The sequence below is a fragment of the Nocardia sp. NPDC006044 genome, from assembly GCF_042871115.1.
Classification (GTDB): domain Bacteria; phylum Actinomycetota; class Actinomycetes; order Mycobacteriales; family Mycobacteriaceae; genus Nocardia.
Genome location: NZ_JBIAID010000005.1, coordinates 113,747 through 133,935 on the forward strand (window position 1 = coordinate 113,747; position 20,189 = coordinate 133,935).

Sequence of the window (20,189 nt, forward strand, 5' to 3'; positions counted from 1 at the left end):
GTAAGCCGGTTCAGAAACTGCCGCCGTCGAACCCGCCGCCGCCGTCGAACCCGCCACTGTCGAAACCGCCGCCGTCCCAGCCTCCACCATCGAATCCGCCTGCGTCCCCACCGGAGTCGTACCCGGCGACGTCGTCTCCACCGGTGTCGTACCCGCCGTTATCGCCCGCGGCGGCGAGCCCGTCCTGGTACCCGTCGCCGTACCCGCTCTCGAACCCCTGCGCGTCGTACCCGACCCCGGACATCCCGGAAAACAGCGACGAGAACAGGAGTGCCGACCCGAGGCCCCAGGCTCCGCCGATCAACGCGGGCTTCCACCACGGCTCGGAGTACCAACCGGCGGGCACCGGACGACCGGCGACACGACCGCCCGGGTAGTAGTTCGGCGTCGCCGGCGAGGGTTCCGGCGACGCCGCGATCTCCCGCCCGTCGTGCTCGACGACCCGCTTTTCGGTGACCTTGCCCGCGGAGTCCTGCCCGTCCAGGGCGGGCACGTCGGGCCCGGGATCCATGCCCATCGCGGTGCGCGCGGCACGGATGTAATAGAGCCCTTCCAGCGCGGTCTGTTTCGCCAGCCGCGCCTGCGCGGGCGTGCGCGCCTGATCGAGTTGCGACCCGGCGGCGAGCTGCCGCTCGGACGCGTCGACCAGCGCCTGCTTGGCCGCCTCGTTCGAGCCGGTGAGGTTGTAGATCTGCCCGCCGAGCCGCTCGTTGACCTGGCGGGCGTCGGCCAGCGCGTCGGCGAGCTCGGTGGCCGTGCGCTGCTTGCTCTGCCGGGATTGCACCACGATGAGGGCGCCCACCGCCACGATCACCACGACGATCAGTAGCCACAACACCGCGCGTACCTCTTCCCTAGCCGAGTCTCGAACCAATGCCCAGTTTACTGGGCACTTGCTGAGACCCGGCTGAAAACAGACGGCGCGGTCTGGTGGCTAGCGCACGTCGGCCGGCACCGATTCAGCCTGTGCCTCGTCGTAATCGGTCAGGTCGAAAGTCTTTGTCTTCCAACGGTAGAGCACGGTCGCGCCCGGCCAGTTGTTGGTGATGCGCCCCGCCGCGTTGCGATACCAGCTGGAGCAGAAGTTCCAAGGCGTGTCCTTCAGTCGCCGTTGGAGCCAGTCGTCCCAGTGCTGCTCGGCGTCCGCGCGCGCGGCGAGGTAGCGCCCGGGCCGGTCGGTGAGGTACTGCACGACCTGCCGGATATAGCGCGCCTGCGATTCCAGCATGTAGATGATCGAGCCGGAGCCCACATTCGTGTTCGGGCCGTACATCATGAACAGGTTCGGGAAGTTCGGCACGGACAACCCGAGGAAGGCGCGCGCCCCCTCCTCGCCCCAGACGTCGGCCAGTTTGCGGCCGTCTACGCCGTAGATGTTCATCGGCGCGAGGAATTCGGTGCCCTTGAATCCGGTGCCGTAGACGATCACATCGATCTCGTGCTCGGCGCCGTCGGCGGTGCGGATGCCGGTCGGGGTGATCGCCTCGATGGCGGTGGTATCCACGGTGACGTTCGGCTGGGCCAGCGCCGGAAAGTACTCGTTGGAGAACAGGCCGCGCTTGCAGCCTGCCGCGTAGTCGGGAGTCAGCTTGGCGCGCAGCTCGGGGTCCGGCACCTGCTTGTCCCGGTGCCGGTCGGCCAGCGCGATCACGGGGGTCTTCATCGCCGGGATATCGGTCAGTGCCAGCGCGAGCACCTCGAACAGTGACCAGATCGCGAACCGCTCGGCGAGCCGGGTCGGCGGCAGATACTTGAACACCGCCTTATGCGCCGCGCTGTATTCGGTGTCGAACTTCGGCAGCACCCACGCCGCCGACCGCTGGAACAGCGTGAGGTGCGCGGCCACCGGCTGAATGCGCGGAATGTATTGGATCGCACTGGCTCCGGTGCCGATGCAGGCGACGCGCTTGCCTGTCAGGTCGACGCTGTGATCCCACTCCGCGGAGTGAAACGCCGGACCCGCGAAGGTGTCGATGCCGGGAATGTTCGGCATGGCCGGCCGGGAGAGCTGACCGACGGCGGGCACGAGGATATCGGCGGTGAGCTGCGTGCCGTCCCCGGTGGTGACGGTCCAGCGCCCGGTCCGCTCGTCGAACTCGGCGTCGGTCACCTCGGTGCCGAACCGGATGAAGCGGGTCAGATCATGCTTGCCGGCGACCCCGCGCATGTACTCGTGGATATCGCGCTGCTCCGAAAACCGCCGGGGCCAATCGGATTTGGGCTCATACGACCAGGAGTACAGCGGCGAGGGCACGTCGCACGCGGCGCCGGGATAGGTGTTCTCCCGCCACACGCCGCCCAGATCCGCGGCGCGTTCCAGGATGGTGAACGAGTCCAGCCCGGCCCGCCGCAGCTCGAGCGCCACCCCGAGTCCGGCGAACCCCGCTCCGATAATGATGATGGACGGCGTTGTCATGATCCGAGCCTAAGCGCCGAACCCGCAGGTCCGAAGAGATCCGCGGTCAGCGAATCGGCATTTTCGGCCAAATCGGCCCGGGTCAGTTCCCCGCGAGTTGGCGGGCGATGACCAGGCGCTGGATCTGGTTGGTGCCTTCGAAGATCTGCATGACCTTGGCCTCGCGCATGTAGCGCTCGACCGGGAAGTCCTGGGTGTAGCCGTAGCCGCCGAGGACCTGGACGGCGTCGGTGGTGACCTTCATGGCGGCGTCGGTGGCGATGAGTTTCGCGACGCTGGCCTGACGCGAGTAGGGGAGCCCGGCATCGCGGCGGCGGGCGGCGTCGAGGTAGGTGGCGCGGGCCGAGTCGACGGCGGCGGCCATGTCGGCGAGCACGAAGCCGAGACCCTGGTGGTCGATGATGTGGCGGCCGAACGCTTCGCGCTCCTTGGCGTAGGCGACCGCGTCGTCGAGCGCGCGCTGCGCCAGACCGGTTGCCACGGCGGCGATGCCGAGCCGGCCGGAGTCGAGGGCGCTGAACGCGATCGAAAGTCCCTGTCCCTCTTCGCCGATCAGTCGCTCGGCAGGCAGGAACGCGTCGTCGTAGGCGGCGGTGGTGGTCGGCACGGCGCGCAGGCCCATCTTTTCCTCGGGCTTGCCGAAGCTCAGGCCTTCGGTGTCGCGCGGCACCAGGAAGCACGAAATGCCCCGGGAGCCTTCGCCGGTCCGCGCGAACAGAGTGTAGAAGTCGGCGCGACCGCCGTTGGTGATCCACGCCTTCGCGCCGGTGATCCGGTACCCGCCTTCGACTTTCGTCGCCCGGCAGCGCAGCGCGGCCGCATCCGAACCCGCGTGCGGCTCGGAAAGGCTGTAGGCGCCGATGGTTTCGCCACCCAGCATGTCTGCGAGCCAGCGCTGCCGCTGGTCGTCGGTGCCGAAGGTGAACAGCGGATGGCAGGACAGGCTGTGCACGCTGACCGCCACCGCGACCGCCGCCCAGCGCGCCGCCAACTCCTCGAGCACCTGGAGGTACACCTCGTAGGGCTGGGCGCCGCCGCCGAACTCCTCCGGATACGGCAGGCTCAGTAGCCCGGCCGCGCCGAGAGCGGGGAAGACCCCGTCGGGGAATGTCCCGGTCTTCTCGCACTCGACCACCCGCGGTTCGAGCACCTTGTCGGCGATATCGCGGGTCAGCTCGAGCAGGTCCCGAGCCTCGGACGTCGGCAGCATTCGATCCACTGGCATACCCCTACGCTAGCGAGCGGATCGCCGGTGCGGGCGTAGAGTCGCCGCTCGTTCTCCGGCGACCTGTCGGACGCGCGGCGCGGTGGCTGTGATCGATCGCTCAGTATGTGCGGAACCCTTTGCGCCCGTTCGTCATCCGGCGGCGGTACATTCGACGACGACCTTGCTGGAAGGAATCTCGATGGCGCGTACCAGGCCGCGCGGCCGAATGACGGCTGCCGTGCTCGCCCTTTTGGCGCTGAGCATGCCCTTCCTCTCGGCCGGTCCGGCCTCGGCGCAGGCTCCGGTGGTCGAGCGCGGTTTCGCCAATGCCGCAGGCTCGCGGGACTTCTACCTGCATGTTCCGCCGGGCGATCCGACCGGTAAGCCGCTCATGGTCTACCTGCACGGCTGCACCGATCCGCAACGTCAACTCGCCGACACCGGATTCGCGCTGACCGAGGTCGCCGACGAACTCGGGTTCGTACTCGCGTATCCGATCCAGACCGCGGCCGCCAACGAGCGGTACTGCTGGAACTGGTTCGATCCGGCGAATCAGGCTCGCGGGCAGGGGGAGTCGTCGATCATCGCCGAGCTCACGACCTCCTTGATCGGTGAGTTCAAGCTGGATCGTTCGCGCGTATACGTCGGCGGATACTCCGCGGGCGGCGCGATGTCCACGGTGCTGGCCGCGGACTATCCGGATCTGTACGCGGCCATCGCACCCATGGCGGGCGGGCCGTACGGGCTGGATCCGCAGACGTTCGGCGCGGACCTGTCCGGCGCGTCCGTCGTCGCGGCGATGGGCGAACGGGCCCGGCCGGTGCCCGGATTCTTTTTGCAGGACTTGGCCGATCAGACCAGCCTGTATCCGATCGGCCGGGCGAACCTGGCCCAGTGGCTCGGCGCCTACCGTCTCGCGGGCGAGCCCGCGGCGCCCACCGCGCCGACCGCGGTCGCGACGACCACGGACCCGGTGCCGACCACGGTCGAGCGCTACGCCGCGGGCGGCTGCGTCCTCGCGGAGTTCCGGACACCGATCGGCCCCGATCACATCGGCGGCGGGCTGCTGATGCAGTCCGCGCGTGGCGTCGCGCTGCAACACGACTTGATGAATTTCCTGCTGGCACACCGGCTCGGCGCGCCGCGAGAGGCGTGTGGCTGAGTAGTCTGAATCGAGAAAAGCGGACAAACCCAACTGGTCGGCCTGTTATAGGCGTGCAGATGTAATTGCACATCGGCGGCGCGAGCGGCGCTGCGGCACGGGCGAATTCACGCTGGTCACGGCGGTAACTGCCGGTTGTCCAGCGACAGCCGACCAGCGGGTTTTGTCTCATTCAGATGTTGTTCCGGCAGGTTGGCTGGCGCACTAGCGCCATAGCGACTAAGACAGTGAACGGTTCGATGGGGACGGACCGGCATGTCGGCGGCCACGCAGGGGGTGTCGCCGCCATTCCGGTCCGGTGGGGATGAACTCGGGAATTCGGCGTAGCCGCACGGCATTCCCTTGGTCTACTATCTGCGTATGAATGCAGGTAGCCAGGAAGGTTGGCCGCAGCTGGCGGAGGATCAGGTGGGCCTGGTCGTCGAGGTTTTCCGGATGTTGGCCGACGCGACCCGGGTTCAGGTGCTGTGGGCACTGGTCGATCGCGAACTGTCGGTGAACGACCTGGCCGGCTATGTGGGCAAACCCGCGCCCTCGGTGTCCCAGCATCTGGCCAAGCTGCGAATGGCGCGACTGGTCAGCACCCGCCGCTCCGGCACCACGATCTACTACAGCCTGGAGAACGAGCACGTCCGGCAATTGGTCGTGGATGCCGTGCACAACGCCGAGCACGCGGGCCCCGGCATTCCGCCGCATCACCGTGGTGACGGAGCACGCGAGCTGCCGGCGAACAGGACCGGAACAGCGAAATGACCTGCACGAAACCTGGTACTGGGCAAGATATCTCGGAGCGTGGCGGGGTGAACAACACGGAGGGCACCGGCCATCGGCACGATCACCATGGCCGGGCGAATTCCGGACACGGCGAAAGCCACCACCATGGGCACGGCGAAGGCGCCGGGCACCCGCACGAGCATCCGAAAGGTGTGCGCGGGCTGCTGCGGGAGATCTTCGTGCCGCACAGTCACGACTCGGCCGACAGTGTGGACGACGCGTTGGAAGCGAGCGCGGCCGGCATCCGGGCGGTGAAGATCAGCCTCGCGGTGTTGAGCGCGACGGCGATCTCGCAGGTAATCGTGGTGCTGGCCTCCGGCTCAGTTGCCTTGGCGGCCGACACAATTCACAACATCTCCGATGCGCTGACCGCGGTACCGCTGTGGATCGCGTTCGCGCTGGGCCGGCGCGCGGCTACTCGCCGCTATACCTACGGCTTCGGTCGCGCCGAGGATCTGGCGGGGTTGTTCGTCGTCGCGATGATCGCGCTTTCCGCCCTGATCGCCGGGTACGAGGCGGTCCGCAGGCTGCTGGCGCCGGTGCCGATCGAACACCTCGGCTGGGTCGCCCTCGCCGGAGTGATCGGCTTCCTCGGCAACGAGACCGTCGCGCTGTACCGCATCCGCGTCGGCCGGCGAATCGGCTCGGCCGCGCTGATCGCCGACGGCCTGCACGCCCGCACCGACGGTTTCACCTCGCTGGCGGTGCTCTTCGGCGCGGCCGGGGTGGCCCTCGGCTTCCCGCTCGCCGATCCGATCATCGGGGTGCTGATCACCGTCGCCATCCTCGCGGTTCTACGCACCGCCGCCAGGGACGTGCTGCGTCGCCTGATGGACGCGGTCGAGCCCGGCCTGGTGACCGCCGCCGAGCGGGCCCTCGCCGCCGAGCCGGGCGTCCAGGGTGTGCGCAGCCTGCGCATGCGCTGGATCGGCCACCGGCTGCACGCGGACGTCGAATTGGACGTTGCGCCGACCATCACCCTTGCCGACGCCCATCGCGTCGCCCACGAGGCCGAGCACACCCTCACCCACGTCGTGCCCAAACTGAACACCGCGGTCGTACACGCCTACCCGGCGCACGTAGGCTGACTCGGTACGCCTGACCTGCCGAAGGTGAGGGCACCTGCCGTCGCATTGGTCTCCGGTGAACATTCCTGTTCAGCACTCCCCGGGCACCTTTACTGTTCGGTAGCATTCGCCCTGTGATGTGGCTCATGGTCGGTGCGTGCTGAACCATGCCGACGCGCGTCCATAACCTCTCCGAGCTGCCTGACCTGCGCCATCGCAGCTGGATTCCGGACGACCTCGGGTCCGCCGGATCCGAGGCCGAACCGATCGGATCGGGGTTGCCGGAAACCGTTGCGACCGCGCTGGTTCCGCTCACCGCACTACCGCCGTTCGCCGACGGAACTACCGTGGCACACGAATCTGGCCTGAATCCGCGGAGAGGCGGAACGGGCCACTGAAGAAAAAGGAGTTCCGATGTTGAGCACCATGCAGGACGAGCCGTTGTCGCTGGCCACGTTGCTGCGCTACGCATCGACGTTTGTCGGCGATTCGACCGTGTCCACCTGGACCGGAACGGGCGTGCGCACCATGACCTATCGCGAAGTCGGCGCGGACGCGGCGCGGCTGGCCAACGCGTTGCGGGAGCTGGGCATCGGCATCGGCGATCGAGTCGGCACCTTCATGTGGAACAACAACGAGCACCTGGTGGCCTACATCGCGGCCCCGGCGATGGGGGCGGTGCTGCACGCGCTCAACATCCGGCTGTTCCCCGATCAGCTGGTCTACGTGGCCAATCACGCCGAGGATCAGGTGGTACTGGTCGACGGCACGCTGCTGCCGATGTTCGCCCAGTACCTGCCGAACCTGAAGACGGTCCGGCACGTCATCGTGGTCAACGGCGACGCGTCCACGCTGTCCGCGCCCGCGGGTGTACAGGTGCACTCCTACACCGAACTGCTTGCCGCGCAACCGGATACCTACGACTTCCCGGTGATCGACGAACGTTCCGCCGCGGCAATGTGTTACACCTCCGGCACCACCGGCGACCCGAAAGGCGTGGTGTATTCGCACCGCTCGAACTGGCTGCACGCCATGCAGGTGTGCTCGCCGAGCGGCATGGCCTTCACCGGTCGCGACACGATCCTGGCGATCGTCCCGCTGTTCCACGCGAACGCGTGGGGCATCCCATACGCGGCGCTGATGTCGGGTGCGAATGTGCTGATGCCGGACCGGTTCCTGCAGCCGGGCCCGCTGCTGGAGATGATGGCGGCCCAGCAGCCGACGTTCGCCGCGGCGGTGCCGACCATCTGGGGTGGCGTGCTGGCCGGCCTGGCCGCCCACCCGCAGGACATCACCCATCTGCGCACCGCAGTGGTCGGCGGCTCCGCCGTGCCGCCGTCGATGATGCGGGCTTTCCAGGAAAAGCACGGCGTGCGCATCCTGCACGCGTGGGGCATGACCGAGACCTCGCCGCTCGGCAGCGTCGCGCACCCGCCGACCGGTGCGACCGGCGAGGACGAGTGGGAGTACCGCTACACCCAGGGCCGGTTCCCGGCGAGCGTGCAGGCCAGGCTGGTCGGCGACGACGGCAGCGTGGTCCCGAACGACGGGGAAGCGCTGGGCGAGTTGGAGGTTCGCGGTCCGTGGATCACCGGCTCCTATTACTCACCGGACGGCGTCGAGGTCGACCCGGACAAGTTCGACGACGGCTGGCTGCGCACCGGTGACGTCGGCAAGATCAGCCCGGACGGCTACCTCACCCTGGTGGACCGGTCCAAGGACGTGATCAAGTCCGGCGGCGAATGGATTTCGTCGGTGGACCTGGAGAACGCCGTAATGGGTCACCCCGCGGTGGCCGAGGCGGCCGTGATCGGCGTGCCGGACGAGAAGTGGGACGAGCGGCCGCTGGTCGCGATCGTGCTCGCCGAGGGTGCGGAGGCCAAGGCCGACGAGCTGCGCGACTTCCTCGCCGACAAGTTCGCGAAATGGCAACTGCCGGAACGCTGGACGTTCATCGCCGAGGTGCCCAAGACCAGCGTCGGCAAGTTCGACAAGAAGCGGTTGCGCGCCCAGTACGCGGACGGCGACCTGACGGTCACCACGCTGTCCTGATCCGGTCGCGGTCGGCCCGGCGCGAAACATCGTGCCGCGCCGGGCCTTCCGCGTGGGCGATCAGCAGTTGCGCAGTTCCGGGCTCTGGTTCAGCAGCTGCGCCCTGGTGCCGATGAACGTGCTGTAGGTCTCGCCGCCGACCGCGGACAGCGGGAAGGCGGCCACCCGATGGCAGTTCTGGAAGGCGAGTTTTACGCCGAAGTGCCGTTCCAGTCCGCCGCGGATCGCGTCGGAGGCCATCGCGCGCAGCAGCTGCCCGCGCGCCACCTCGTCCGGCGGTGCGACCAGGTTGTCGGCGTATTCCTCACTGCCGGAACGCAGTTCGCCGGCGACCCGGCTGACGACTTCGTAGGCGTAGGGCAGCGACTGGCGGACGACCTCGACGAAATCGGCGTCGTCGACTTCGCCGCGTTCGGCACGTTCGAGCAGTGGGGCGGGGACATCGAGGGACATAGCGCTCTCCTCCAAGGGTGGATGGCCGATGCGATGCGTCTCGATTCTAATCGAAAGTCGTTGTCAACAAACCTGGATTCGCCGCGAAAGTGCTGCGTTCAGTGCGGTTTTCGTATCGGCCGCCAGCGTGCGGACCAGTTCGCCGGCCGGTAGCTCCGGTGCCAGGGTGTGCGTCTGGCCCGCCCACAGGTTCACGTTGTCCGGGTTGCCCGCGGACCGGGCCGCCGCCCGCAAAGGCGCGGTGGCGTAATGGATCTCCGGATACGCGGCGGGTGCGGTCGCGCTGTGCTCGACCATGAATTGATTGCGCAGGCCACGGGCCCGGCGGCCGGTGAAGGCGCGGGTGAGCATGGTCGGGGTGCCGGCGGTCAGCGCGGCGCGATGCACCGGATTGGTGCCGGCCTCGGGGCAGCGCAGGAACACTGTGCCGAGCTGCACGGCGGCCGCGCCCGCGGCGAGTGCTGCCGCGATGCCCGCGCCGGTGCTGATGCCGCCGGTGGCCACCACGGGCTTGTCCGTCGCGGCGGTCAGCAGTTGCAGCAGGGCGAGCACGCTGAGCGGATCGGTGTCATCGTCCGCGGGCCGGTCGACGAAGGTGGCGCGGTGCCCGCCCGCCTCCGCGCCCTGCGCGATGAGCACGTCGGCGCCGCGCTCGATGGCGATCCGTGCCTCGGCCGGCGAGGTGACGGTCACCCAGCTTTCCGTGCCGGCGGCCCGCAGCCGGTCGATCTCCGCGGCGGTCGGGCAGCCGAAGGTGAAGGAGGCGACCGCGACCGGATCGGCGACGAGCAGATCCAGCTTGGCGTCCCAGTCGTCGGTGTCGTACTTCGCGTCGCCGACCGGGTATTCGCGGGCGAGCTCGGCGAGGTAGTCGGTGAACTCGGTGGGGGAGGCGGCGGGGCCGGGCACGAAGAGATTGACGCCGAAGGGGGAGCCGGTCGCGGCGCGGGTGGCGGCGATCCGGGCGGCGGTGTCGGCCGCGCTCAGGTAACCGGCGGCTAGCAGGCCGAAACCGCCGGCCTCGGCGACCGCGACGGTCAATTCGGGCGTTGACGGCCCACCGGCCATCGGAGCGAGGACAATCGGGACGGTCAAGTCATCGATGATCACGGCTCCAGTGTGGCCTACTGGACGTGTGACCCGGTATTTACCTGCGTCTTTGCGCAGAAGGTTGCGGAATGGTCACGACGGGGTAGAGTTCCCGTCACAACGGATGCCAAACCGTTATATCGCAGGCTTCACCGGATCGTTACCGAACCGGATCGCGACCGGCCCGGCTCCGCTGAACCACCTGTTCTTCGGACGCAAGGACGCAGCTGTGTCGCACCATCGGGTAGGCCCCAGTTCCATTACCGTCATGAGCCTCATCGGCGATGAAATCTCGGGTCGGCCGACGCGGCATCGCGTCGAGTCCACCGCAACCGACCGGGTGAAGGTCGCCGCCGGCGTCGCGGTCGCCGCGGGCGCCCTGATCGGCACCGTCTCCCAGATCGCCCCCGCGGTCGCCAGTCCGATGCTGCCCGGCGCGCACGACGGCGACGAAGCAGACGCTCCCATGACCGTCCGCGGCACCGGCATTCTGCCGGTCGCCCAGGTCAAGGCCGCCACCCCCGCGCCGGAGGCCCCGGCCCCCGCGGTGCCGGTGGCCGGTCAGATCGCCGCGCCGGCCCCCGCGCCGTTCGGCCTGCAGAACCTGCCGCCGGAGATCGCCGGCCCGCTGGCCCAGGCCGAGCAGATCCTCAAGGGCGTGCAGCAGCAGACCGCGCCCGCCCCGATGGGCGCCGTGCGCCCGGTCGGCGGAGAGATCAGCTCCGGCTTCGGCAGCCGCTGGGGCGAAATGCATTACGGCCTCGACTTCGCCGATCAGATCGGCGCCCCGATTCACTCGGTGAGCAACGGCACGGTGATCGAGGCGGGCCCCGCCTCCGGCTTCGGCCTGTGGATGCGGGTGCAGCAGGACGACGGCACCATCGCCGTCTACGGCCACGTCAACGAGATGCTCGCGCACGTCGGCCAGCGGGTCAACGCGGGCGATGTGATCGCCACCGTTGGCAACCGCGGCAACTCCACCGGCCCCCACCTGCACCTGGAGATCTGGGACCAGGGCGGCACCAAGATCGACCCGCTGCCCTACCTGGCGGCCAAGGGTGTGCCGTTGCAGTGGGGCCCGTCGGCCCACTGATTCCGCTGCCCGGCTTGATATTCCGCCGATCCCTGCCCCCATTCCCGGGCAGGGAGCCCCACCAGGACCGGTCGGTCGATAGGCTCGGATCGTGACAGAGCTGGGCGACATCTTCGAGCCTGGATCACCGCACGGCCGAACCTACGCCGTGCTGGTGCATCATCCGCGATCGAGTCTCCCCGATATCGCGCAGTACCTGGGCGTTTCGGAGGAGACGGCCGCGGCGTCGTTGAACGTGCTCGCGGACCTGCGCGCCGCCGTGCGGGTGCCGGGCGGCGACGACGGACCCGCGGTGTGGGACGCGCACGCACCGGAGTCGCTGTCCGAGGCCGAGGCCCGGCGCAGGCAACAGCAGATCAATCAGATGCACACGGCCGCAGCGCGGCTCAGCGAGACGTTCCGCTCGGTGCGCCGCTCGCCGCGCAGCAGCGGCGCCGTGGTGCCGGTGTTCGAACGCCTGGAAATGCTCGCCGATTTCGAGGAGATGCAGACCAGTGCGCGCAGCTGCGTCAAGGTGATCGAGCGCGGGCCCTACCTCAGCGATCTCGAGCGCGAACGACAGTTGTTCCAGCTCAAGCGGAATCGGCTCGGCGAAGGCATCCGCTACCAGACGCTCTACCAGGACACCATCTACCAGGATCCGGACCGGCTGCGCCACGCCCTGTCCACCAATGCCAGTGGGGCACAGGCGCGCACGCTGCCGGAGCCGCCGTTCAAAATGATCGTCAGCGACGACGAACGCGCTAGCCTGGTGCTGCACGTCGACGAACGCCGCCCCGACCCCATGGGCTTGCGGATCACCGGCTCACCCGCGCTGGACCTGCTGATCAAAACGTTCGACGTGCTGTGGTCGCTGGCCGCGCCCATCTCGGTGAACCCGACCGCGGAGGCCCTCGACGAGCGTGACCGCGCGATCCTGACGCTGATGGGTCTCGGTGCCACCGACGACACCATCGCGCGACGGCTCGGGATGTCCCGGCGTACTGTGGTCCGCCGGACCGCGCGACTGCTGGAGCGGCTCGGCGCGAGCACCCGATTCCAGGCCGGGGTGCAGGCAACCCGGCGAGGTTGGTTGTGAACTAGTTCACCGATCCGGGTACTCGTGCAACACGACCGGTCTGTAACCGATATAAACCGTGGCATCTGGCAAGACACCGCTTCCATGGGGGTCGCGGCGGATGTGGGAAGACAGGAGCCCGAACAAGGGGGCGGACCGCTGTCGGTGGTCCGTATCAATCCAAGACAGCAAGGCGTGGGTACTGAGCAGTCCCTTATATGATTGCTCGGACCGCGCTGGCCCCGGACGATACGCCCTCGATATGGGTAGGGCCGGGTCCTAGCTCGATGCGAGAGGTGAATGCACTCGAATGGAAACTGCCCGTCGTTCCGCTCGTGGTAGCCGTCGCCGCAGGTCGGGCAGCCCGCTGTTCGGGCAGTTGCTGACCGCCGCCGTCGAATCCGAGGCCAACGAGGTCGCCGTTCGCTTCAATCCGTCGGGTCAGCTCGACGACGAACGCCAGCTGACCTACGCCCAACTGGACGCGACCTCCTCGCGGCTGGCCAGGGAACTGATCGAGCGCGGTGTCGGACCGGGCGACGTGGTCGCCATCGGCATCGCCCGCAGCCTCCAGTCGGTCATCGCCGTGTGGGCGATCGCCAAAACCGGCGCCGCCTACGTTCCGGTCGATCCGGCCTACCCGACCGACCGCATCAACCACATCCTGTCCGACTCCGGCGCGACCGTCGGGCTCACCACCTCGGCCCACCGCCCGGTGCTCGGCACCGGGGTGTACTGGATCGAGCTGGACGACCCGGTGCAGGCCGCGCGGATCGCCGCCCGCCCCGAACATCCGATCTCCTACACCGACCGGGTGCGACCGCTGGACGAGCGGCACCCGGCCTACGTCATCTACACCTCGGGTTCGACCGGGCGGCCCAAGGGCGTCGTGGTCACCCACACCGGCCTGGCCGGCCTGGTCGCCGCCGAGCGCGAGCACTACGGCGTGACCGCCGATTCGCGGGTGCTGCATGTGTGCTCGCCGAACTTCGACGTCTCGATCCTGGAGTTGCTGCTCGCCTTCTCCTCCGGCGCGACGCTGGTGATCGCGCCGCCGTCGGTGTTCGGCGGCTACGAGCTGGCCGATCTGCTGCGCCGCGAACGCGTGACGCACATGCTGATCACCCCGGGCGCACTGGAATCGGTGGACCCGGCCGACCTGGACGACCTGCGGGTCGTGGTGGTGGCCGGCGACAAGTTCGGCCCGGAACTGGTCGGCCGCTGGGCCACCGGGGACCGTGAGTTCTACAACGGTTACGGACCCACCGAGGCCTCGATTCTCGCGACCAGCTCGGCGCCGATGGTGGCCGACGACGTCATCACGATCGGCTCGGCGATCCCGGGAGTCGGTGCGTTCGTGCTGGATTCGCGGCTGCGGCCGGTGCCGGCCGGTGTGGTCGGCGAGCTGTACCTGTCGGGTCCCGCACTCGCGCAGGGTTATCTGGGCAAGCCGGGGCTGACCGCGGAGCGCTTCGTGGCAAGCCCGTTCGGCGCGGACACCGATACCGCCGGCACGCGCCTGTACCGCACCGGAGACCTGGTGCGGCGCGTGCCAACAGCATCGCGCAGCGATTCAGTGGGGGGTGGCGGTCGGGAGACGGGTGGGCCCGACGGCACGATCGAGTATCTCGGGCGCTCCGACTTCCAGGTCAAGATCCGTGGCTTCCGCATCGAACTGGGCGAGATCGACAACGCGCTGACCGCGCACCCGGACATCGACTACGCGGCCACCCTCGGCAAGACGCTGCCGTCCGGCGCGACCGCGCTGGTGTCCTACGTGCTGCCGCGCGCCGGAACCACCGTCGACACCGGTGAACTCGCCGAGTTCATCGGAGAGTCGCTGGCCGGGTACATGATTCCGGCCGCCATCATGGTGCTCGACGAGATCCCGCTGACCCCGGTCGGCAAGCTGGACCGCGCGGCGCTGCCCGCACCGGTCTTCGCCGCCAAGGCTTTCCGGGCCCCGTCGACACCGGTCGAGGAGATCGTCGCCGACGTGTTCGCCGCGCTGCTGGTGGCCGGGGAAAAGCCGAGCGGAGCCGGGGCTGTGTCCGATGACGCGCTGACGCGCGTCGGTGTAGACGACGACTTCTTCGAACTCGGCGGCAACTCGCTGCTCGCCGCGCAGGCCGCCGCCCGGATCGGGTCGGCGTTGCAGGTGCGGGTGCCCGTGCAGCTGCTGTTCGAGGCGACCACCGTGGCCGCGCTCGCGGAACGGGTCGAGCAGCACGCGGGTTCGGCCGCCGGGCAGGCGCTGCACGCCCGGCCGCGGCCGTCGCGGGTGCCGCTGTCCTACGCGCAGCAGCGGATGTGGTTCCTGAACCGGTTCGATCCGAGCAGTGCGGTCAACAACATTCCGGCCGCGGTGCGCCTGTCCGGGCACCTCGATATCGACGCGCTGCGCGCCGCCGTGCGCGACCTCACCGAGCGGCACGAGGTGCTGCGCACGCTGTACCCCGAGGTGGACGGCGAGGGCTACCAGCGGGTGCTCTCGATCGGCGATCCGCGCGCGGTGGCCGAATTCGTGGTCGAGCCGGCCACCGAGGCCGAGCTGCCCGGACTGGTCGCCGCCGTGGTGACCAAGGGCTTCGACGTGACCTCGGCCCCGCCCGTGCGGGTGCGGCTGCTCGAGCTGAGCGAGACCGAGCACGTGCTGGTCTGCGTGGTGCACCACATCGCCGGTGACGGCTTCTCGATGGGCCCGCTGACCCGCGACCTGATGGCCGCCTACCTGGACCGGATGCGCGGTGGCGCACCGGAATGGCCGCCGCTCGAGGTGCAGTACGCCGACTACGCGATCTGGCAGCGGGAGATCCTGGGCGCCGAGGACGACCCGGAATCGGTGCTGGCCAAGCAGATCGACTACTGGCGGACCGAATTGGCCGCGCTGCCCGAGCAATTGGAGCTGCCCGCCGACCGGCCGCGGCCCGCGGTCGCGTCCAACCACGGCGCCACCCTCGCCTTCGAGATCGGCCCGGATGTGCACGGCGCGCTGAGCCGCCTTGCGCACAACCACAATTCGACGCTGTTCATGGTCGTGCACGCCGCGCTCGCGGCGCTGCTGGCCCGGTTGTCCGGCACCAGGGACATCGCCATCGGTACCCCGGTCGCCGGTCGCGGCGAGGCCGCGCTGGACGACCTGATCGGCATGTTCGTCAATACCCTTGTGCTGCGCACGGATATCGACTCGGGCGCGACGTTCGACGAACTGCTGCGCGAGGTCCGCCGGGTCGACGTCGAGGCCTTCGGCCACGCCGACGTGCCGTTCGAGCGGCTGGTGGAACTGCTGGACCCGGCCCGCTCGGCGGCCAGGCACCCGCTGTTCCAGGTGATGCTGACCTTCCAGAACCTGGCTCGCACCGAACTGGAGCTGCCCGGCCTGTCGGCCTCGGCGGTGGACCTGGCGATGCCGCTGGCGAAGTTCGATCTGCAACTGGCCCTGGTCGAGCGGATCGACCGGCACGGTGCCGCGGAAGGCATTTCGGCGGCGTTCACCTACGCCACCGACCTCTTCGACGAGGCCACCGTGCAGGACTTCGCCGACCGCTTCGGCCGGATCCTGGCCGCGGTCGCGGCCGATTCCGAGGTCCCGGTCGGCGATATCGACGTGCTGGCCCGGGGTGAGCGCGAGCTGGTGCTGCACGAGTGGAACAGCCCGGGCGCCGAGGTGCCCGAGCTGACCCTGGTGGATCTGATCGGTGCCCAGGCGCGCAGGCGCCCGGACGCTGGAGCGATCCGCTTCGGTGACACCACCCTGACCTTCGGCGAGTTGCAGCGGCGCGCCAACAAGGTGGCACGAGCGCTGATCGCGCAGGGTGTCGGCCCGGAAGCGCTGGTGGCCGTTGCGGTTCCGCGTACCGAGGAGCTGCCGGTCGCGCTGCTCGCGGTGCTCACCGCCGGTGCCGGGTACCTGCCGATCGACACGACCTACCCCGCACAGCGGCTGGAGTTCATGCTCACCGATGCCGCTCCGGCGTGCATCCTGACCACCGCGAGCGAGCTGGAATCCGTTCCCGCGGGCGATATTCCGGTCATCCTGCTGGAGGACACGGCCGACTTCGCCGACGCCGCGGTGCGCGCGTCCGAGCGGGTCGCACCGCTGCGGCCGGACAACCTGGCCTACGTCATCTACACCTCCGGTTCGACCGGCGTGCCGAAGGGCGTCGGCGTCGCGCACCGCAACGTGGTGCAGCTGTTCGCCAACACCCAGTCGATGTTCGAGTTCGACGAGACCGATGTGTGGACGTTGTTCCACTCGTTCGCCTTCGACTTCTCGGTCTGGGAACTGTGGTGCGCGCTGGCCAACGGCGGCACCGTCGTGGTGGTCGACTACCTGACCTCCCGGTCGCCGGAACTGTTCCGCGAGTTGCTGATTCGCGAACAGGTCACCGTGCTCAACCAGACCCCGTCGGCGTTCTATCAGCTCGCCGAGGCGGACCGGGCCGCGCAGACCGCCGATCGGGCCGAGTTCGCGCTGCGCTACGTGGTGTTCGGCGGCGAGGCCCTGGACCTGCGCCAGTTGCAGCGCTGGTACGAGCGGCACGCGGTGGACGCGCCGTGGCTGGTCAACATGTACGGCATCACCGAGACCACGGTGCACGTGTCGTTCCTGTCGCTGGACGAGCAGATGGTCGACAACGCGGCCAGCGTCATCGGCCGCGCGCTGCCCGGCCTGGACGCCTACGTGCTCGAGGACCGGCTGCATCCGTCGCCGGTCGGCGTGGCCGGTGAGATCTACGTCGCCGGCGCGCAGCTGTCCCGCGGCTACCTCGGCCGGCCCGGGCTGGCCGCGAGCCGGTTCGTCGCGAATCCGTTCGGCGCGCCGGGATCTCGGATGTACCGCACCGGCGACATCGGCCGCTGGGTCGGCTTCGGCGGGCAGGCGACGCTGGAGTACGCCGGTCGCGGTGATCAGCAGGTGCAGTTGCGCGGCTTCCGGATCGAACTCGGCGAGATCGAGTCGGCGCTGGTGCGCTGCCCCGGCGTGAGCCAGGCGGTGGTGCTGGTGATCGCGGACGAGAACGCGGGCGACCGGCTCATCGGATATGTCGTGCCGGACACCGGCGTTCGGCTCGACGCGGCCGAATTGCGTACGCAGGTAGGCGAATTCCTGACCGGCTACATGGTGCCGGACGCGATCGTGGTACTGGACGTGCTCCCGCTGACGCCGAACGGCAAGCTGGACCGCAAGGCCCTGCCCGCACCGGAATTCCTCAGCACCGCCGCGTTCCGCGCGCCCGGCTCTCCGGTCGAGCAGGCGGTCGCCGAGGTGTTCACCGGCCTGCTCGGCGCCAACGAGATCGGCCTGGACGACGACTTCTTCGGCCTCGGCGGCAACTCCCTGCTGGCCACCAGGGTGGTCGCCCGGATCAACGAGGCGCTCGACGCCAACCTCGTCGTGCGCGAGCTGTTCGAGTCGCCCACCGTCGCCGCGCTGGCCGCCCGGGTCGTGCCCGGCGCGGCCAAGGCGTCCGGCGCGCGGCCGCCGCTGGCCCGGATGCCGCGCACCGACAAGGTGCCGTTGTCGCTTGCCCAGCAACGGATGTGGGTGCTCAACCAGTTCGATCCGGACTCGCCCGCCTACAACATCCCGCTGGCCATCCGGCTCTCCGGCGTGCTCGACGTGCCCGCCCTGCGCAACGCGGTGGCCGACGTGCTGGAGCGGCACGAGACCCTGCGCACCCGCTACCCGTCGGACCCGGCCGGCGTGGCTTACCAGGAGATCCTGTCGGTCGGCGAGACGCTGCCCGGTGGCCTGGAGACCGTCTCCACCGCCGACCCGATCGGTCGCATCACCGAGCTGCTGTCCACCGGATTCGATGTGACCCAAGAGGTTCCGGTGCGTGCGCTGCTGCTCGCGGTCGGCCCGGACGAGCACCTGCTCGCGCTGGTCGTGCACCACATCTCCGCCGACGGCGCCTCGATGGCCCCGCTGGCCCGGGACCTGGTGACCGCGTATCTCGCTCGGATCGGCGGCAATTCGCCGCGCTGGTCGCCGCTGGAGGTGCAGTACGCGGACTTCGCCGGCTGGCAGCGCGCGGTCATCGGCACCGACGACGACGAGAACTCCATCGCGGCAAAGCAGTTGGCGTTCTGGCGGCGCCAGCTCGACGGACTGACCGGCGAGCTGAACCTGCCGCTGGACCGCCCGCGCCCCGCGGTGCCGTCGATGCGCGGCGCCTCCACCGGCTTCGCCGTCGCGCCGGACGTGCACGCGGCGCTGGTCCGGCTTGCGCGCGAACACAATTCGACGCTGTTCATGGTCGTGCACGCCGCGCTGGCGGTGCTGCTGGCCCGGCAGTCGAACAGCAGCGACATCGCCATCGGCACGCCGATCGCGGGTCGCGGCGAACGCGCGCTGGACGAGCTGGTCGGCATGTTCGTCAACACGCTCACCCTGCGCACCGCCGTCGAGCCCGGCGTCACCTTCGCCGAACTCGTCGACCGGGCCAGGGAGACGGACCTGGCCGCCTTCGCCAACGCGGACATCCCCTTCGAACGGGTCGCCGAGGTGGTCGCCGCCGGCCACGCGACGGTCTACAACCCGCTGTTCGGCGTGGTGCTGTCGTTCCAGAACAACGAGCAGCCCGAGCTGGAGCTGCCCGGCCTGACCATCACCGGGCTGGACGGCGGCGAGATCGCGGCCAAGTTCGACCTCCAGGTGAACGTCGATCCGCGGCATCACGCCGACGGCACCCCGGCCGAGCTGATCACCGCGATCACCTATGCGACAGACCTTTTCGACGAGTCCACGGTGCAGGCGCTGTGCCGCAGGCTGGAGCGGGTGCTGGCCGCGGTGGTCGCGGATCCGACGGTGCGGGTGGGCGATATCGATCTGCTCGACGCCCAGGAGCGCGAGCGAGTGCAGTCCGCCGCGGAGACCGCGCAGGAGCCCAGCGCCGCGGGCGCGACGGCCACCACCGGTACCGCGCTGACCCAGGCGCTGACCGCGGTGGTCGAGGACGACCCGGACGGCCCGGCGCTGGTCGCCGGCGAGGACGCGGTGTCCTATCAGGAACTCGACGCGCGCTCGTCGCGGCTGGCCCGTGTGCTGGCCGCGCGCGGCTGCGGCCCGGGTGACGGTGTCGCGGTCCGGTTCGACCGCGGTGTCGACGCCGTCGTCGCGACCTGGGCCGTGCTCAAGGCCGGTGCCGCGGTCGTTCCGCTGCCCTCGGTCGACGCGCAGGTCCCCGCGGCCCCGGTGGTCAAGGTCGGTCTCACCGGTGCGGCCGTGCCCACCGCGAGCGAGGTCGACTGGCTCGTGCTCGACGATCCCGCGGTGGCCGCGCAGATAGCCGCGGAGTCGCCACGGCCGGTCACCTACGCACACCGCACGCGCGTGCTGCGGGGCACCGATCCGGCCTACGTCGGGACACGCACCCTCACCTACGACCAGCTGGCGGGGGCTGCGGACCAGTTGCGCACGGGCACCGAGCTGACCTTCGAATCCCGCACCTTCCAGGTCGGCGGTCCGGCGGAGCTGGCCCTGATCGAGGTGGTGGCCGCGGGCTCGTGTGGTGCGTCCATGGTGCTCGTCCCGGGCGACGCCGACTTGACCGAGGCGCTGGCCGACGAGTGGGTCAGCCACCTGCTGACCGATCGCGCCACAGCCAGTACCCTCGATCCGGCGGCACTGGAGGATCTCCGAGCCGTGGTGCTCGCCGACGGCGGTGATGTCGGCGGCGCATGGACGCAGGTGGCGACGGTCGTCGCCCTGGCCGATCTGCTGCGTGCGGGGTAAGTCCCGTCGAGTATCGGGTGCAAGCCCCTAAAAACATGACTAGGGTCACTCGGGACCGGTTCGCCGAATCGAGGCGAC

The 20,189-nt window shown here is 69.4% G+C and carries 12 protein-coding genes; 7 read left to right on the forward strand and 5 right to left on the reverse strand.

All coding sequences use genetic code 11. The features are described from left to right. Nucleotides 1-10: 10 nt before the first annotated feature. The 3 genes from ACFYO1_RS36940 to ACFYO1_RS36950 form a co-directional block, all read right to left on the reverse strand. Nucleotides 11-838, reverse strand: coding sequence for a DUF1542 domain-containing protein (locus tag ACFYO1_RS36940; protein ID WP_387242004.1), 828 nt, complete (start codon nt 836-838; stop codon nt 11-13). A gap of 96 nt (nt 839-934) precedes the next feature. Beyond that, on the reverse strand, nt 935-2,416 hold the full coding sequence (locus ACFYO1_RS36945; protein ID WP_387242006.1) for a flavin-containing monooxygenase: 1,482 nt from the start codon (nt 2,414-2,416) through the stop codon (nt 935-937). A gap of 82 nt (nt 2,417-2,498) precedes the next feature. Beyond that, nucleotides 2,499-3,641, reverse strand: a complete 1,143-nt coding sequence (locus tag ACFYO1_RS36950; protein WP_387242009.1) for an acyl-CoA dehydrogenase family protein — start codon at nt 3,639-3,641, stop codon at nt 2,499-2,501. A 181-nt stretch (nt 3,642-3,822) separates the two neighbouring features. Here ACFYO1_RS36950 and ACFYO1_RS36955 point away from each other — a divergent pair, with 181 nt between their 5' ends. From ACFYO1_RS36955 to ACFYO1_RS36970, 4 genes are all read left to right on the forward strand, one after another. Then, nucleotides 3,823-4,785, forward strand: a complete 963-nt coding sequence (locus tag ACFYO1_RS36955; protein WP_387242012.1) for an alpha/beta hydrolase family esterase — start codon at nt 3,823-3,825, stop codon at nt 4,783-4,785. A 360-nt stretch (nt 4,786-5,145) separates the two neighbouring features. After that, nucleotides 5,146-5,538, forward strand: a complete 393-nt coding sequence (locus ACFYO1_RS36960; protein ID WP_387242015.1) for an ArsR/SmtB family transcription factor — start codon at nt 5,146-5,148, stop codon at nt 5,536-5,538. 47 nt (nt 5,539-5,585) lie between these two features. After that, nucleotides 5,586-6,647 (forward strand): cation diffusion facilitator family transporter, encoded by a 1,062-nt coding sequence (locus ACFYO1_RS36965; protein WP_387242018.1) that lies wholly within the window; start codon nt 5,586-5,588, stop codon nt 6,645-6,647. 393 nt (nt 6,648-7,040) lie between these two features. After that, nucleotides 7,041-8,678 carry a long-chain fatty acid--CoA ligase gene (locus ACFYO1_RS36970; RefSeq protein WP_387242021.1) on the forward strand — a complete coding sequence of 546 codons (1,638 nt, stop codon included), beginning with the start codon at nt 7,041-7,043 and terminating at the stop codon, nt 8,676-8,678. A gap of 60 nt (nt 8,679-8,738) precedes the next feature. Here ACFYO1_RS36970 and ACFYO1_RS36975 read toward each other — a convergent pair whose 3' ends face one another. Further along, entirely contained in the window at nt 8,739-9,131 is a 393-nt protein-coding gene (locus ACFYO1_RS36975) for an SCO5389 family protein (RefSeq protein ID WP_375914966.1), read from the reverse strand. Between the two features lie 63 nt (nt 9,132-9,194). Beyond that, entirely contained in the window at nt 9,195-10,241 is a 1,047-nt protein-coding gene (locus tag ACFYO1_RS36980; RefSeq protein ID WP_387242024.1) for a nitronate monooxygenase, read from the reverse strand. A 247-nt stretch (nt 10,242-10,488) separates the two neighbouring features. Here ACFYO1_RS36980 and ACFYO1_RS36985 point away from each other — a divergent pair, with 247 nt between their 5' ends. The 3 genes from ACFYO1_RS36985 to ACFYO1_RS36995 all read left to right on the forward strand — a co-directional run bounded on the left by ACFYO1_RS36985 (nt 10,489) and on the right by ACFYO1_RS36995 (nt 20,111). After that, the gene (locus ACFYO1_RS36985) at nt 10,489-11,313 is read left to right on the forward strand and encodes a M23 family metallopeptidase (RefSeq protein WP_387242027.1); all 825 of its coding nucleotides are present in this window, start codon (nt 10,489-10,491) and stop codon (nt 11,311-11,313) included. 91 nt (nt 11,314-11,404) lie between these two features. Further along, complete coding sequence (locus ACFYO1_RS36990; RefSeq protein WP_387242030.1) at nt 11,405-12,391, forward strand: DNA-binding response regulator; 987 nt, start codon at nt 11,405-11,407, stop codon at nt 12,389-12,391. A 289-nt stretch (nt 12,392-12,680) separates the two neighbouring features. Further along, nucleotides 12,681-20,111 carry an amino acid adenylation domain-containing protein gene (locus tag ACFYO1_RS36995; RefSeq protein ID WP_387242033.1) on the forward strand — a complete coding sequence of 2,477 codons (7,431 nt, stop codon included), beginning with the start codon at nt 12,681-12,683 and terminating at the stop codon, nt 20,109-20,111. The last annotated feature ends 78 nt before the right edge of the window (nt 20,112-20,189 follow it).